This is a genomic window from Colwellia sp. MB3u-8, from assembly GCF_014076985.1.
Lineage (GTDB): Bacteria > Pseudomonadota > Gammaproteobacteria > Enterobacterales > Alteromonadaceae > Cognaticolwellia.
The window spans coordinates 215,631-230,714 of the sequence record NZ_JACGVA010000068.1; the positions used below are offsets into that span (position 1 = coordinate 215,631).

15 protein-coding genes are annotated in these 15,084 nt (G+C 38.6%); 6 read left to right on the forward strand and 9 right to left on the reverse strand.

The window, feature by feature from the left end; genetic code table 11:
• Positions 1–123 precede the first annotated feature (123 nt).
• Genes H4J54_RS13415 through H4J54_RS13425 form a run of 3 tightly spaced genes read right to left on the reverse strand, consistent with a single transcriptional unit; the run spans position 124 to position 2,398 of the window.
• The gene (locus H4J54_RS13415) at positions 124–675 is read right to left on the reverse strand and encodes a hypothetical protein (RefSeq protein WP_182191415.1); all 552 of its coding nucleotides are present in this window, start codon (positions 673–675) and stop codon (positions 124–126) included.
• Between the two features lie 2 nt (positions 676–677).
• Complete coding sequence (locus H4J54_RS13420; protein ID WP_182191416.1) at positions 678–1,412, reverse strand: hypothetical protein; 735 nt, start codon at positions 1,410–1,412, stop codon at positions 678–680.
• 59 nt (positions 1,413–1,471) lie between these two features.
• Complete coding sequence (locus tag H4J54_RS13425; RefSeq protein ID WP_182191417.1) at positions 1,472–2,398, reverse strand: DUF2589 domain-containing protein; 927 nt, start codon at positions 2,396–2,398, stop codon at positions 1,472–1,474.
• Positions 2,399–2,961: 563 nt separating this feature from the next.
• On the opposite strand from H4J54_RS13425, the gene H4J54_RS13430 reads away from it, so the two are divergent.
• On the forward strand, positions 2,962–3,210 hold the full coding sequence (locus tag H4J54_RS13430; protein ID WP_182191418.1) for a hypothetical protein: 249 nt from the start codon (positions 2,962–2,964) through the stop codon (positions 3,208–3,210).
• On the opposite strand, the gene H4J54_RS13435 is transcribed toward H4J54_RS13430, so the two are convergent.
• Together H4J54_RS13435 and H4J54_RS13440 are read right to left on the reverse strand one after the other, a co-directional pair.
• On the reverse strand, positions 3,207–5,207 hold the full coding sequence (locus H4J54_RS13435; protein ID WP_182191419.1) for a GGDEF domain-containing protein: 2,001 nt from the start codon (positions 5,205–5,207) through the stop codon (positions 3,207–3,209). The two genes, H4J54_RS13430 and H4J54_RS13435, sit on opposite strands and share 4 nt — an antisense overlap.
• A gap of 386 nt (positions 5,208–5,593) precedes the next feature.
• Positions 5,594–6,265, reverse strand: a complete 672-nt coding sequence (locus H4J54_RS13440; RefSeq protein ID WP_182191421.1) for a tRNA (adenine(22)-N(1))-methyltransferase TrmK — start codon at positions 6,263–6,265, stop codon at positions 5,594–5,596.
• Positions 6,266–7,141: 876 nt separating this feature from the next.
• Here H4J54_RS13440 and H4J54_RS13445 point away from each other — a divergent pair.
• The 5 genes from H4J54_RS13445 to H4J54_RS13465 all read left to right on the forward strand — a co-directional run bounded on the left by H4J54_RS13445 (position 7,142) and on the right by H4J54_RS13465 (position 11,767).
• The gene (locus H4J54_RS13445) at positions 7,142–7,615 is read left to right on the forward strand and encodes a Dps family protein (protein ID WP_182191423.1); all 474 of its coding nucleotides are present in this window, start codon (positions 7,142–7,144) and stop codon (positions 7,613–7,615) included.
• A 518-nt stretch (positions 7,616–8,133) separates the two neighbouring features.
• Positions 8,134–8,397: a hypothetical protein gene (locus H4J54_RS13450; RefSeq protein WP_182191425.1), complete on the forward strand. Its 264-nt coding sequence runs from the start codon at positions 8,134–8,136 to the stop codon at positions 8,395–8,397.
• 68 nt (positions 8,398–8,465) lie between these two features.
• Entirely contained in the window at positions 8,466–8,921 is a 456-nt protein-coding gene (mscL, locus tag H4J54_RS13455; protein ID WP_182191427.1) for a large conductance mechanosensitive channel protein MscL, read from the forward strand.
• A 602-nt stretch (positions 8,922–9,523) separates the two neighbouring features.
• Positions 9,524–10,273, forward strand: coding sequence for a PRC-barrel domain containing protein (locus H4J54_RS13460; RefSeq protein ID WP_182191429.1), 750 nt, complete (start codon positions 9,524–9,526; stop codon positions 10,271–10,273).
• Between the two features lie 123 nt (positions 10,274–10,396).
• Positions 10,397–11,767 carry a lyase family protein gene (locus tag H4J54_RS13465; RefSeq protein ID WP_182191431.1) on the forward strand — a complete coding sequence of 457 codons (1,371 nt, stop codon included), beginning with the start codon at positions 10,397–10,399 and terminating at the stop codon, positions 11,765–11,767.
• A gap of 173 nt (positions 11,768–11,940) precedes the next feature.
• Here H4J54_RS13465 and H4J54_RS13470 read toward each other — a convergent pair whose 3' ends face one another.
• The 4 genes from H4J54_RS13470 to mtnN form a co-directional block, all read right to left on the reverse strand.
• Positions 11,941–12,573: a trimeric intracellular cation channel family protein gene (locus H4J54_RS13470; RefSeq protein WP_182191433.1), complete on the reverse strand. Its 633-nt coding sequence runs from the start codon at positions 12,571–12,573 to the stop codon at positions 11,941–11,943.
• A gap of 20 nt (positions 12,574–12,593) precedes the next feature.
• Positions 12,594–12,983, reverse strand: coding sequence for a rhodanese-like domain-containing protein (locus H4J54_RS13475; RefSeq protein ID WP_182191435.1), 390 nt, complete (start codon positions 12,981–12,983; stop codon positions 12,594–12,596).
• A 220-nt stretch (positions 12,984–13,203) separates the two neighbouring features.
• Positions 13,204–14,184: a cobalamin biosynthesis protein gene (locus H4J54_RS13480; protein WP_182191437.1), complete on the reverse strand. Its 981-nt coding sequence runs from the start codon at positions 14,182–14,184 to the stop codon at positions 13,204–13,206.
• Positions 14,184–14,894: a 5'-methylthioadenosine/S-adenosylhomocysteine nucleosidase gene (gene mtnN, locus H4J54_RS13485; RefSeq protein ID WP_182191439.1), complete on the reverse strand. Its 711-nt coding sequence runs from the start codon at positions 14,892–14,894 to the stop codon at positions 14,184–14,186. Before mtnN ends, H4J54_RS13480 begins: the two co-directional genes overlap by 1 nt.
• Between the last annotated feature and the right edge of the window lie 190 nt (positions 14,895–15,084).

Consider the following 15,084-nt stretch of genomic DNA (forward strand, 5'->3'; position numbering starts at 1 on the left):
AGTCACTTTCGCTACGGCGTCCTATTTATAAAGTAAGTGAACATAAGTGCTCAAGTAAAAATAACCCGGAGGATTGACTATAAGTTGCTGACTTTATCCCTGATTTTATTGACTTAATTACATTCATTTTTTTAATATAGACATATCAATCTCTTCAGCTAAAATTCTCAACGCATCTGACTTATTTACTAGCACCAATATACTTGCAACCGCGCCTTTTAATTGTTCATGAGTTGAAAACGTAGCCCATAAAGTCTGCACTATGGTGTTAAAGTCAACATGTGGATTTATCATCTCTGTTTGATAAGCGACACCCAAAAGTTGGCGTATAGCCGCTCTCGCTTCTTCAAGTTGATTTTCCATAGGTTCTAGAATATTCAAGACCGTAGCTTGAGCGTCATAAATGATGGAAGTTGCCACTGACAACAGCCGCTTTCTTTTAGAAACTTTTGCTTCTTTAGCGTAAGAAACTGCGATAATTTTACTGCGTAAGCCAGCTAGTTCAGAACACTTAGAAATATGATGCCTTCTCATGACCTCTTCGGTGTTTAATAACCATAAATTCAGATTTTCAAGAAAACTTATATTTTTATTGGCGGCCTGTGTAACCAGTGCCGGAATCAAAAAACTCTGTTTTAATAGTTTATCATAGGTGTCTATAAGGGAATGCTTCATCGTTACTCTACCATCAGTTTAGCAACAATATTGCCATCCGCATCTTCCATCGTCTGCCACTCCATACTCTCTTCGGTGATCTTCATTTTGATATAGAGTAGGCTTTCGGGCCTTTTATCTTTGAGCTTATCGCTCTCCACTGTGACTTGTGCATTTTCTATTTTCCCAGCCATTTCTCTTGGCTTGATTTCAGCTTGAAGATATTTTGTCAAATTTGCTACTAACATCTCTTTGACTTGATCATCATTAATATTATGAGACTTAAGGACTTCATCAAAAAAAACACGGCCTTTTTTATCGCTGATAATCGTCTCGAGTGCCAAGTCAGATACTGTTTCACTAAAACCATCTAAAGATACTTTTATGCCTGCACCGCTTTTTATCGATTTTTCCAGCGCGTCAATGTGTGAATAAATGGCCTTTCTTAACGCGGTTGAAATATCCCTATTAAAGCTAGAGACTTTAAATACATTTTTTATCTCTGCGTATGTTTTTGCATAAAATAATTTATTATCAATAGGTTGGTAGTCTTTTTCAACTGAGCTGTCAAGCTCATCAATCGCAATAGGTATGGTTAACTCTGTTTCTTGTATCTTCATTCGAGGAATCGAAAAATGTTTTAACAAATTATCTTCTGCATACATCTTGGCGATGTGAGCAGTCTCTACGTCAGCGATAACTCGTGCATGGTTGAGATCTCTGAGCAGTGAGCCCAGATAATCTTTTAATGTTGGCATATAGTTCCCTTAGTTTTATTAGGGAACCTTGGGTGTCTCAGGTTCCCTAAAATGAATCGTTAGCTGCCAGTTGGCTGAGCAACGATTGCATCTTCTAAAATACCTAACAATTTTTCCATACCAGCGGGGATCTCATCTTGAGCAACTTTGACTTTTATGCCCAGCTGAAACGTTTTATCAACCTTGTTTCCTTGTCTGCTGGTGCGCTGGTAAGAGGCATTGACTTTAAAGTTAACTGATGAGCTGTATTTGGCTTTAGCACTGGATTTGGCAAACAGTGAAGTGATACCTCCAGTGCCACCACTCACACTACCCGAGGTAGTAGAGTTATAGCCAAAACTCGTCGAGGCTTTAAATTGTGAACCGACACTGGCATATTCCATGGAGGTTATTTTTGCATGAAAATCAATTTCCCCTTCCTCAACGCGAATAAACGGAATCGGTAGCATGGTTAAAATAGGTACTTCCAACTGCATCTCATTAAACACGGCAAGGACGGCAGCTTTATCTTCTGTGGTAACGGTTACGGCCAGTCCGCTACCACCAGCAGCAGTAACAGAAGTTGTGCCATCATAGCCACTTCCTGCATTGGTAACATTAATCGCAGTGATCACACCGCCGCTATCAACAGTAGCGGTTGCCGTTGCTTCCGAGCCAGCGCCCGTAATCGTGACTGCTGCACCTGCTGTATAGCCAGAGCCGCCGCTAGTTACCGCGATAGCTGTAATTCTGCCATTAATAGCCGGTTCATAAGGCGCCACCATTTTAGGGTATTTAAAGCTGACATAGACGGGTGTCCCAGGTGTGACTTCACCCGTGGTGGCATCTTCTGAATCTGGTGTAAAGCCAACCGCTTTAATAAAATCAACAGTTGAAAGAGCCGCTTGAGCTTGGGCATCTACGATCGCTCCCAACGGCCCACCAATCATACTTTGAAAATCAATACTCGAAAGCTCTTGCCCTGGAGCATAGTTTGAAATAGCCATGACGTTTCCTTTTGGTATATTTATAAAATAACAGTAAATAATTTACTTTAAATTTACTTTAAATTTGCTTTGCTACTTTATGAATGACTACCCCCTAATAAAAAAGACACTCATTTTGTACTCTCAGCAAGCTGTCATACGCTTTAACCACAGAATAAAAATATAACTTTCATCTAAAACTCCAAGTACCCTAAACAAAAAAACAAAGTACTTTTGCGTATTAATTTTTAGTTTAGATGTATATCTATTTTTCACAAGATTATTTTAGGGACGGTCAAGCTATTAAATACAGCTTTAACGGTGAGATAATTGAGCATAAAAAGTTGAGCATAAAAAAGACGAAAACATAGGTGGGTTATGACTATCAGGTTAGAGAGGGGTTAATAACCAATGTAAAACTAACAGTAAAAATCAACAATAATAGAACCAAAAAAAATTAGAATAATAGCGTAAGCAGGTGAGAATATTGAGTTATTTTCGACTAAAAAATCAGCCTCAGCCTCAGCTTCAACTTCACTAGTTAATTGAAAATTATTAGCTGCTCTATTCGTATTATTGTACTAGTGACAGCAAAAAAAAATTTTAATGCATATGGCCAGAAAAAACTCATTTGTTTAATTGATACTCTTATTGAACAGGGTATTTCAGGCGGCGTTCGCCAGACCTTTTTCTGCGCTGAAGATGAACTCAGTGAAAAATTTTTGAGCGCAGGCACACTTGGGTGTGTGCATTATTTTGTCGCACAGCAAATAAAAATTTGTCGTTTGGTTTTCAATTGTTCGATTTTTCAAGCTGTAAAAATTAAAAATTAAAAATTTCCAAAAATCATTACTTTATTTCGTCCTCTTTTCTTTGCTTCATACATTGCCTTATCGGCGCACTCCATCAACATAGCTTGCTCTGTTGCATGCTGAGGATAAATTGCCACACCAATACTTGAGGAAATATTCAACACCTTATCATTATCCATGACAAAATGATTTTCCAAAGTTATTCGTATTTTATTGGCTACATCCTCTGCGTACTGATAAATAGCAGGGAGAATCACTACAAACTCATCTCCACCTAAACGTCCAACGGTGTCGGTAGCGCGTAAACAAGATTGAATACGGTTGGATACTTCGATTAACAACCAATCACCAACATGATGCCCATAGATATCATTTATTTTTTTAAAACCGTCTAAATCAATAAAAAGAAGAGCCATACTTTTTTCATTGCGACCAGCAAAGGCTATCGCTTGCTTTAATCTATCATTGATCAAACGACGATTAGGGAGCTGCGTCAACTGATCATATGAGGCTTGCTTATCAAGATGTATTTGCAGATTTTTTTGCTCAGTAATGTCATAATTTACGCCAACAATCCGAATCGCTCTTCCGGTATGGTCAAAAGTGGTTTTTGATACCGCTTTAATATAATGAACTGAGTTGTCTGGCCATAAAACACGAAATTCGAGGCAATATTTTCGCTCATTTCTAAGGGCCGCCTGTATTTCACCGTCAACATACTTTTGGTCGTCTATATGTATTCTGGAAAACCATGCTTGTTGTAAATCTTCAACATTTGACTTGTCTATATCATATAATCTGTACATGACAGAGTCCCAATGCAAAATGTTATTTTTAACATCCCAATCATAAATCCCGACAATTCCAGCTGAAGCTCCTGCTTTTAATCGGTTGATCAATACTTTTAATTTTGCACTTGCCTCGAGCGCTTTTTTACTGCTACGGGCAATATTTAGCAGTATAAAGAGTAAAAGTACCGATAAAGTTGTGCCAGTAAAACCGATTAATGTCGCTAAGTTGTTTTTAACTATGCTTTCAAAAACCTCGGTACTACGAAAGTGTAAGGTCCAATTTCGGCCTGGAAACTCAATGGTTTTAACAACAGAAAAACGCGGTGTAAATGCTTTTATATCAGCATTAGATAAAGGGTCTGGCTTAATTTTGGGGCTGTAAAGAAGATCTGCTACCGCTTGTGAATCTCCATCATATATTGAGAAATTTATTTGTTGATTTCTAGCACTTAAGAGAATGCCTTTAATCAGATTATCCATGCGAAATGGGCTGTATACATAGCCGATGAGCTCCTTTCGGCGCTGGGCTATGTTGTCAATGGCGGCTCCATTTCGATATAAAGGGAGATACATGAGAAATCCATTCTGCAAGTCATGGCCACTTTCCTGAACCAGCTTAACCTTAGCGGAAAATGCGGCAACACCACTGTCGCGAGCAATGTCCATGGCGAAATGACGAGACTTTTCTGAGTACATATCGTAGCCAAAAGCGCGCTGATTTCTAGCTGTGAATGGCTCAAGATAGAGAATGCTACTGTATTGTTCACGCAGACCTGCTGGAAAAACATTAAATTCATTAAAGCCTTCTAGCCTCAGTGCATTGACAAATAAGTCTTTTTCTTTTGGCTTCAACATAACAGCATAACCAATACCTTGAATGCCAGGCCAATGTTTATCAACTTCTAAATTGGTGACATAATCATGAAATTCTTGACGAGTAACATGAGTACTTGATTTAAATAATCCTATACCACCACGCAGGACTTGCTGATATCCTTGCATACGTTGTTCGATCGCTTGAAGTGTTTGTTCGACCTCAAAGGAGAATAAATCTTGAGTATGACGTTGATGAGATTTGTTAGTAATCGACCAAGCGATAAAGGTAACCAACAGAGTTAATAAAAATATCAGCCAAGGGGAGTAAGTACCTCGGAAAAAGGCCAACAAATCTTTTCTATTTGGCGCCCTGTCAGCATTATTTTCTGTGTTGGTAAATTTACTTGCCATTAAAGTCTTCCACTAATTTTTTCAAAATGTGTACGATTAACTTTGAACAATCACTACACTATAAATTGTAATTGACAGTATTAAAAGAATAAAGCACATATCTGAACTTTTCAACAGCTTTGATTTTTTGGGATTTAACCTTATGTACCTGACTGTTGGAGCAGGTCTGCGACAAAGGAAGGGTGGTTTTGAAAGTGTTAGGCATTTGTTTTTTGCTGTATTTATAGCAGCGATATCTATAGGGCCATATCTATGTAGGGTCAGAGTAAATGGTTTTTATATAAACAAGCTTATTTCAACGACTATGCCAGCTATGATGTACAGGAGAAATGACTATTCGCTTTTTCTACTGTGCTCAAGCTGTTAAAGCACTAAAATAGGGGGTGTTAGGTTTTGCTATTATAAGCACTAATGATATGACCAATATTTACTGTGCTTCCTTGTTGAACTCGCCTGTAGTGCTTGAGTGTTTTATCTAAATACTGTTTAACGACACTTGCTTGTTCAGCGGTAGCTGATTGCCAAATGTTATGCCCTACAGGGCTGATTTCTTTTTGAGTATCGCTGGTTGATGAAACCAAAATCACTTCATAGTAGCGGCAATTATCTTTAACTAACACTTCGTTTTTCAAACTGAACTTTAGCGCGATTAGTTTTTCACGTAGTGCAAATTGTTGGTTAACGGGACAGAGCAAAAAATCAATGTTCATGTCGGGATATTTTTGATGAATATCATTGATGAATTGGCTCATTAAGTTAGCGCCAATACCCGCAATGATGACTAAGTGTTTGCCTGGATATTCTTGCAAGGGTAACTTGGCGACATCAAGACAATGTGTTTTCCACGCTGAAATCGAATGTTGGAAAAACTCTTGTAGCTTACTTTCTATTACTGTTATTAGCTCAGGCACTATATCAACAAAATGTATATTTTGGGCCGCTTGTCGAGACAATAAGCTTGCCCCTAAAAAACCGTGATCACAGCAGCAATCCCAAATGTGGGTATAATCCGCTGTTACCATTTGCTCAATATGCTGTAATCTTTTACTGAGTTTCAATTAAATAGCCTGTATTACGATTTTAAATGATCGCATTGTAATGGTTTTATTGTTTTTTGCGAAGTTGAAAAAACAACTAAACTTAACTCAGGCATCGACAATTAGTTGAGAAATATCCAGCCCTCTACTAGTCTCAGTCAACCAGTAAAATCAGACGTTTTTTTGATAACTACCGCCAGTAAACGCGTAGTAGATTAATATTTAGCGCTTGCCATACCTTTTTTTGTACTGAAAATAAACTCAGTAGCAAAATTTTTAATACCGTTATTACAGGACTAAAAATAAGCGCTGAGTCTTGAAATAATTTGTCGTTATTGATGTCTGCATTTAATACAAAGGATTGCTGCGCTATATAAAGCAATAAAACCTATGTTATCGTTATTGTCGCTAACATAGGTTTTTAGTTGTTTAATCGATTAATTACCGCGCTGGTTTTTAACTAACCCACAAGGTTGTAAGCAGGTTTGAGCATGAATAAAACTATTAGGCTAATGGGGGAGTTCGAGACGGGATGGCAATACAGGGAAATTAATTGATCTCATTGCGGGGCAATTACGTATTGAGGTTACAGCCGTAGCCGTAGCTTTAGCGTTAAAGAATATGTCACCTACAGATACATTTGAATATTTAGGTATACATTATGGTGGTTTTGTCCACTTGGACTGTAAAAATGGCTTTGATTTGTTAGTGGCTTAAAAGGCGGTTAAACATTTCGTTAATAAGCTAAGCCAAACCTTATCAATGGCACGATGTAACTTACTCAAGCGGGCGCTAAATAGTTAGCTAGTGGCCGTTTTTCGCAATTATAGCTAGCTATCTTTCGCCGTTTAGTCGGCGTAGGTACGATTTTCACAATGTTCAACATGAGGAAATAAAATGACAGATATAGATATTGGTATAAATAAAGCAAATAGAACAGAAATTTCAGATGGTTTAAAGCAGCTTTTAGCAGATTCTTACACGTTATATTTACAAACACATAACTTTCATTGGAATGTCACTGGCTTACAATTTCGTGAGTTACATTTAATGTTTGAAGAGCACTACACAGAATTGGCCATTGCTGTCGATGATATTGCTGAACGTATTAGAACACTGGATGTGCCAGCACCTGGTACTTATAAAGAGTTTGCAAAACTCAGCTCGGTTAAAGAAGTAGACGGAGTGCCAAGCTCAGCTGAGATGGTTGAATTACTCACTAAAGGTCACGAACAAGTGATTAAAACTTGTCGTAAAGTCTTAAAAACTGCCCAAAGTATTGATGATGAATCAACGGCCTCGCTAGTTTCTGACCGTATGCGTTTACATGAAAAAACAGCTTGGATGCTAAGAGCGACTACAAAAGCATAATAGATAACCCATAATAATAGGTGTCGCACAGTCGACACCTATTCGATTACTTACCAGCCCAAGACTCTTCTTTTTATAGTTAATAATGTCATGTTGGCCCTAGGCTAAGAGCATTAACATGAGTCATCAAGTTAAACACTAGTAGTGTATTCATTGCTTAGGTCACTCATTAGATTCAAATAGTCAGTGACTATCTCAAATCCTGATGAATTTTAGGTACAGACTAAATACCTCACCTGACTAACCTTATAGCCAACAATTTACCAGCTATTGCCGACGGGTGTAATTTACTCTTATAAGTGCTTTAAAAGGATAAAAAAGTCGAATTTTTCTCATGCTTCGTTTATATTTAAACCACGATATTTCACTCGTTAATGGCACTATTTTGCTAGCAAGCATCAGATGAGTATTGTGTGGTGATATCAATAAGGTCACTGCTAATGATTCTTTCGTGTGAACTTAATTTATTTATACTGTTAAAACCTCGCATTTGCGGGTGTTAACCTAAGGAGTTGGTGATGCCGACAAATAAACATAAACGAAAAACAGCTGCTCATGCTAAACCTAAAGCAGCAAAATATGCACTATCATCTCGGTTGATAACGCTACACCCAAAAGCTTTTATTTCCGTGGGTTTGTGCTTTGTTGCATTAGGCTTATATCTTTTGGCTTTTGAAGCTAAAAATAATGCCATGTTTGGTGTCGCTATGTTATCTCTTATTGCGGGCACAGCAACCACCATTTATGCGAACTTTGCTATGCCAAAGAAAAAACCTCATTAGATATCTAACGGTTAACTATTGATATGACTATTGATATAACAACAGTTAAGCATTAAAACTGAGACAATATGAAGAAAATATTTGCGGAATATAAAGCATTTGCCTTGAAAGGCAATGTGCTAGATATAGCTATTGGTATTGTCGTAGGCGGTGCTTTTGCTACCATTACCAGTAGTTTAGTGGCTAATGTTATTGCACCAACCATAGGTTTATTTACCAGCGGCGTTGATCTGGCCGATTTGTTCTTTGTGCTAAAAAATGGTGTACAGGGTGGTCCATATCTTACCTTAGCACTTGCCAGTAAAGACGGTGCGGTAACGCTCAGTTATGGTTTGTTTATTAATAGTGTCTTCAGTTTTATTATAGTGTCTTGGTTTGCCTTCATTTTAGTTAAGGGCATTAATCGTATAAAGGACGCAGAGTCGAAGCAAGTAGGCAAGGCCACGAAAAATTGCCAGTTTTGTTATTCGGTTATCAATATTAAAGCGTCTAAGTGTCCACAATGCACAGCAAACTTAGGGTAAATTTCCAATTTAAAGCTAGTTTACTATCCCCTCGATGTTTTGCCCCATGATTGTTTTTCTCTGGTTGAATTACGTGAAAATCGAATACGGTTACGCGTCAATACCTAGTGGCTATACGCTACGCGATATATCAACAATAATCAGGCGAGTCACTGAACAAGGTAAATAAAGCTATTCTCGTTGTAGTAGCCTGGTGATTCATCACTAACACACTGGCGTGTTAAGAAAATGACACTGCTCTGAGCATACTAGTAACTTGCCGGTATGACTTTTAACTCATACCTTGTCACATAAAACTCAATCAGCAGCCATTAAATGTTTGTGCTGATTATTTCTTTTTGTTAGTGTACTAACTATTAATTTTGTCAGGTTTAAATTTATTTCTAAGTTTTTATAGGTTATTTTGTCTTTATATTCAAATAAATAAAATTTTAACTGTAATTATATTATGTACTCTAATCAATTTAATGAGTAATTACGTTATATAACGTAAGGAACTTGTACGAAATCATCTTAAATTATTATCGGCGTATGAGAGCGAAAATTCTGATGTTTTGATGAAAATAAACTGTTAAATATAACGAACAAAGATGGAGAAAGTGATGTTAGTCAATTTGGAAGCGCTAAACGGAAGTACTATTCATGCAGTAGATGGTGAAGTTGGGCAGGTAACCGATGTGTATTTTGATGATAGACACTGGACCATAAGATTTATGGTCGTTGATATCCAGCCTTGGGTACCCTTAAGTGAAAAAACCCTGATAAGCCCTATATCATTGCTTGAATACGACATTAAAGAGCAGCAACTTAACGTGTCTATAACAAAAGATAAGGTTAAGAACAGTCCACAAATCGATGAACACGACACAGTTTCCCGTGAATTTGAAAAGAGCTATTTTGATTATTATACCTATGGCTACTATTGGGTGGGGCCTGGAGCATGGGGTGAATACGCGTATCCAATGGCTTTGGTTAATCCAAATACATTGCCAAAAGATAGCAGCGAAAGTGAAGATACTAAAACTAGCAATCATCTTCGTTCAACCAATGAGATTACACATTACGGTATAGATGCTTTAGATGGCAAAAAAGGCTATATCAAAGACTTCATTTGTGACACTGATAGTTGGTCTCTGCTTTACATTGTGGTTGATACCCGTGATTGGTTACCTGGCGGCAAAAAAGTACTGATCTCTCCAAAGCATTTAGATAAGTTAAATTGGGAAGAAAAAACGGTCACCTGTCATCTTAGTTTTGAGCAGGTACAAGCATGTCCAGAATACAACGAAGACAAATTGAATGATGTTGAGTATCTAGCAGAGGTTAAAAATAAACTTATGTTCAATAAGTAGTCAGATTAAATATATTCTCACAGTAATATGCCCATTATCCATGGGCAAAAAAAGTCAGTCGATAAAAAATTCTCAAGCTACTATTCTCGAGCTACTATTCTCAAGTAATTAAAGGATAACTAAATGCAAAAAAATGACGACAATAAAACCTCTAAGAGTTGCGAGATAACCGATATCTTATATGGCAGTGAAACGGCCAAAGCCCTGACTAATTTTACCATTAGCGAGCTAAAAATGCCGCGGGCATTTCTTTGGGCACTAGCGACAATAAAAAGCGCCTGTGCACAAGCTAATCAAGAGTTAGGGCTACTTGATGCCGATAAATCTGCTGCTATTCAATTGGCTGCCAAAGAAGTGGCTGACGGCTTTCACGTTAATCAGTTTCCCATTGATGTATTTCAAACTGGCTCGGGCACCAGCACTAACATGAACGTTAATGAAGTTATTGCCTCGTTAGTCAAGCGACATAGTCAGGAAAAAATTAATCTTCACCCAAACGATGACGTGAACATGGGGCAAAGCTCTAATGACGTTATCCCGTCATGTATCCACTTAAGTGCAGCTAAGCTTATCTCTGATGAATTGTTACCCTCACTACAACATTTGAGCGATACCTTGGATGCAAAAGCAAGTGAACATCACAACACGATTAAAACTGGCAGAACGCATTTAATGGACGCTATGCCATTGAGTTTCGCTCAGGAAATAAGTGGCTGGAGCAGCCAAATTAGTTATGCAAATGAACAGCTTAAAAATAGTTTACCTAGCTTATGCAAACTGGCTATTGGTGGCACGGCTATCGGTACAGGTGTTAACACACATCCTGAGTTTGCTGCGATTGTAACGCGGGTATTAAGCGAAAGAACGGGGTTAACACTGAGCCCAGCGGATAATTATTTTCGAGCCATAAGTGCTCAAGACACGGCAGTGCAGGTCAGTGGTATGCTCAAAACTACGGCGGTTAGTTTGAGTAAAGTCAGTAATGACATTCGTTGGCTGAGCAGTGGGCCGTTAAATGGCTTAAATGAATTACAGCTACCCGAACTACAAAAAGGCAGCAGTATTATGCCTGGCAAAGTTAACCCTGTGATCCCTGAAGCGGTACTTATGGCTTGCACTCAGGTGATTGGTAATGACACCACCATTACCTTGGCAGGACAATCGGGCAATTTTCAACTCAACACCATGTTGCCTTTAATTAGCCATACTTTACTGCAAAGTATTCAGCTATTGAGTTCAAGCAGTAGTGCACTTGCTGATAAAGTGATCAAAGACATGCAAGTCAACCATACAATGATCAATCAAAACTTGGTCAGAAACCCGATACTGGCAACGGCATTAACAAATTTGATTGGTTATGACAAAAGCGCTGAAATAGCTAAAAAAGCGTATGAAGAAAAAAGAACCGTATTAGATGTTGCGCTAGAGCTAACCGATATTAGTGAAACCGAGCTTATTGCATTACTCGATCCTAAACGGCTAACAGGCGGATAAAATTGAATATAAGGGTTAGGCGAAAAAATTAGGCGACAAGATTTATTTCCCATAGCCGATTAATAGCATTCTACAGGCTGATTTTTAACTTAGGTCTAGGGGGCAATGCTGAGTTTAAATTTTTTAGGTGAACTAAGCTCGTTGTTAACTTAGTTCACTAGCGATAATTAGCGCTATTTCTTGCTGTCTTCTTGCTCAATTATATCAAAAGCCGGTAAGGTTACGCGCCAATAAATTGCCGCTAAACGTAACGACAATGCGCCCAATATTGAGCCAATAATAGCGATATGCTGGGGTAAGTCAACATATAGCAATAAGGTATATAATGTGCCCCCTAAGATAGCGGCGGTAGCATAAATTTCTTTTCTTAAAATCATCGGAATGACATTACACAAGACATCGCGTATCATTCCGCCAGCGACGGCTGACATTGTGCCCATCACAATGGCGACAGGAACTGATGTGCCTAGACTGAGTGCTTTCTCTGTGCCCAATACAGCAAATAATGCTAAACCAAAGGCGTCTGAAACCAATAAAAGTCGTTTGGGAATGCGTTTTGGGCAACGAATAAAAATAATAGTCAGTAGCGCAGTAGCCAAAATAACATAAAGATAAACCGGATTTTCGACCCAAAATACTGGCGTTTGTAGAATGACATCACGAATGGTGCCGCCGCCAATCGCGGTAACCGCGGACAACACCACCACACCAAAGGGGTCAAGTTGATAGCGCCCAGCCATTAATGCCCCTGAAAAGGCAAAAACAATAACGCCGAAAAGATCAAGCCAATAAAGTAATTCTAACATTTGTTAACGTACTTATTTGTTTATTTTACTAGAGGTAAATCTGCAGCTTGCCAAGCATTCATATCGCCATCGAGATGGCGAAGATCACTAAAACCGGCAGCCCGTAAGTCATTTTCAGCACTTAGTGCACGACGGCCTGATTTACAATGCACCACTAGAGTTTGATCTTTCAAGGCGATAATTTTATTAAGATTTGCATTAATTTGCTTATGGCTGATATTGATCGCGCCTTCAATATGGCCTTCGGCAAACTCTTCAGCCGTACGTACATCTAATATCACGGTTTTATTCGCAGGCGTTGCCATTAAGGTTAACAATGCTTGCTGTGAAATAGTGGCGGTTTGCTCAGCAAAAGTAAAAAGCGAGAATGCGCTCAATAAAACAGCTAATGTTGTGGTAATAAATTTCATAATAAATTCCTATGATCTAGTAAAAATATAGTCTTTACTTAAAGTAAGGTATTTTAAGCTTACTTGTGTTTTAGGCTTGATAGTTTAGCAAAATTGCGATGATAGCAAAGGCTTTTAATTGCCATTTAATCGTCATTTAACATGGCGAAAAGCTGTTATAGCCATTGCTATCATGTCATCTGAGTTTGAATGACGCGTATTAGACTTGAAATTTAAACACTTACTTACTCTGACCAGCAACAGAATAAGAAATGATGGCCAATAGCATCAGCAATAGAATAAACAGGTATAATGCGTAATTTATCCGCTTGCTGGCATGAATAATGTCAGTGGCTTGCGGTTGCCTTGCGTGGTCATTAAAACTGGCTTTACGGACTTTATCACCATTATACATAGCGACACCGCTCAATTTTATCTCTAAACTTAAGGCCAGTACATGCAATAATATGGCGTTGTTGGTTTGAAAAAACTTGCCCCGGATTAAACGCCAATACAACAAGGTGTTTTGGCCAACTGTGCCAAGTAAAAGCAGCAAGGAAAATAAGCGTGACGGTAACCATTGCAGTAGTGTAACAATATAATTTACTGCCGCGCCAAAGTGCGAAAAACGAACAAGTTTTATATTCCAAGCATAATGCATTTCAAGTAATAAACGAAAAGTTAATGCCGCCAATGGACCGAACAGCAAATAATAAAAGCCAACGCAAACCAGTAATTGCGAGCTACGTAGCACTTGCATTTCAATACAGGCTTTACTAACGCCTAACGGCGATAGTTGCTTAGTATCACGTAATAAATAGGGCGCTATTTTTTGTTTTGCTTGGTAATGATGATTGGCAACTAACTCTCGTGCCACCTCTTTGCAGGTTTTAGTTAACCCCAAGCTGCCTAATGCAAAGTAAAGTAATAACGCCTGCCAAAGCCAAGGCACTTCAATAAACATTTCAAATAGCGATAAAATCGTCATTAATGGCACTAAAGTGACTAAAATAGCGATTAAGCCTGAAATTTTTTGTTGGCGTGGACTACTATTTTGTTGATTTACTTTATCGGCTAGGCGCTGACAGTAAAAATTGAAAAAAGCTAACGGTTGCTGAGTAACAAACTGACTAATTAATGCTTTTAACGCTATGAGCAATAATAGCGTTATAGCGGCAGAATACAGCTCTGAGCTGGTTAGTATATTACTCAGGTTTGCCATTAGTTTAGTGTTTTACCTTTTAACGCATTTAACATGCTAATGACTAACTTAGAAGAATTAATCGATGCGGTTTCTAGGTAAGCTTCAAATGAGCTTGGCGACTCTTTGCCGGCAATATCAGACATTGAGCGAATCACCACAAAAGGAATATTAAACTGATGGCAGGTATGCGCAATAGCGGCTCCTTCCATTTCCACTGCCGCCATAGTAGGGAAATTAGCTCTAGCTTTGGCAATGTCTTCATCTTTAGTCATAAAGGTATCACCTGTGGTGATTAAGCCAACCAAAGTTTGCACATTATCAAGTGAGCTTATACCCACTTTTGCCGCGGCAACAAGTTCAGGGTGGGGAATATAGGCTGGCGGGTTCGCCGGTAATTGACCTATTTCATAACCGAAAGCGGTCACGTCCACATCGTGGTAACGCAGTTCTGAGCTGATAACAATATCGCCCACTTTAAGTGCTTGGTCAAAACCACCAGCAGAGCCGGTATTAACCACGTAATCGGGCTGAAATTTATCAATAAGTATCGCGGTTGCTAAGGCGGCCGCTACTTTGCCAATACCTGACTGCACAATAACCACGTCAGAGCCATTTAACTGCCCTTGATAAAAGGTGTATCCAGCATGCGTGGATGTTTGACCATTGACTAACTTTGCTTTTAAAATTGCAACTTCTGGCTCCATTGCGCCGATAATGCCTGCTTTCATTAACTTTTATCCTGTAAAAATTTTAGCGAACAGATTTCGCCAAGGTTTATGGGCGGATTATAGCGCGACTTGCGCATAAAATCTTTTAACAATATTTGAAAATAGCATAGCCCTGATCAAGTCTTGCGCCTTAAGCTGATTGCTTCGCTTAACGCTGAAATCAGCGCTTTAAGTGGAGTGGGTAGTTATC

Coding starts and splice junctions, on each gene's coding strand:
- H4J54_RS13415 (WP_182191415.1), bottom strand. CDS start 675: ATGAAGCATTCCCTTATAGACACCTATGATAAACTATTAAAACAGAGT.
- H4J54_RS13420 (WP_182191416.1), bottom strand. CDS start 1,412: ATGCCAACATTAAAAGATTATCTGGGCTCACTGCTCAGAGATCTCAAC.
- H4J54_RS13425 (WP_182191417.1), bottom strand. CDS start 2,398: ATGGCTATTTCAAACTATGCTCCAGGGCAAGAGCTTTCGAGTATTGAT.
- H4J54_RS13435 (WP_182191419.1), bottom strand. CDS start 5,207: ATGGCAAGTAAATTTACCAACACAGAAAATAATGCTGACAGGGCGCCA.
- H4J54_RS13445 (WP_182191423.1), top strand. CDS start 7,142: ATGACAGATATAGATATTGGTATAAATAAAGCAAATAGAACAGAAATT.
- H4J54_RS13450 (WP_182191425.1), top strand. CDS start 8,134: ATGCCGACAAATAAACATAAACGAAAAACAGCTGCTCATGCTAAACCT.
- mscL (WP_182191427.1), top strand. CDS start 8,466: ATGAAGAAAATATTTGCGGAATATAAAGCATTTGCCTTGAAAGGCAAT.
- H4J54_RS13460 (WP_182191429.1), top strand. CDS start 9,524: ATGTTAGTCAATTTGGAAGCGCTAAACGGAAGTACTATTCATGCAGTA.
- H4J54_RS13465 (WP_182191431.1), top strand. CDS start 10,397: ATGCAAAAAAATGACGACAATAAAACCTCTAAGAGTTGCGAGATAACC.
- H4J54_RS13470 (WP_182191433.1), bottom strand. CDS start 12,573: ATGTTAGAATTACTTTATTGGCTTGATCTTTTCGGCGTTATTGTTTTT.
- H4J54_RS13475 (WP_182191435.1), bottom strand. CDS start 12,983: ATGAAATTTATTACCACAACATTAGCTGTTTTATTGAGCGCATTCTCG.
- H4J54_RS13480 (WP_182191437.1), bottom strand. CDS start 14,184: ATGGCAAACCTGAGTAATATACTAACCAGCTCAGAGCTGTATTCTGCC.
- mtnN (WP_182191439.1), bottom strand. CDS start 14,894: ATGAAAGCAGGCATTATCGGCGCAATGGAGCCAGAAGTTGCAATTTTA.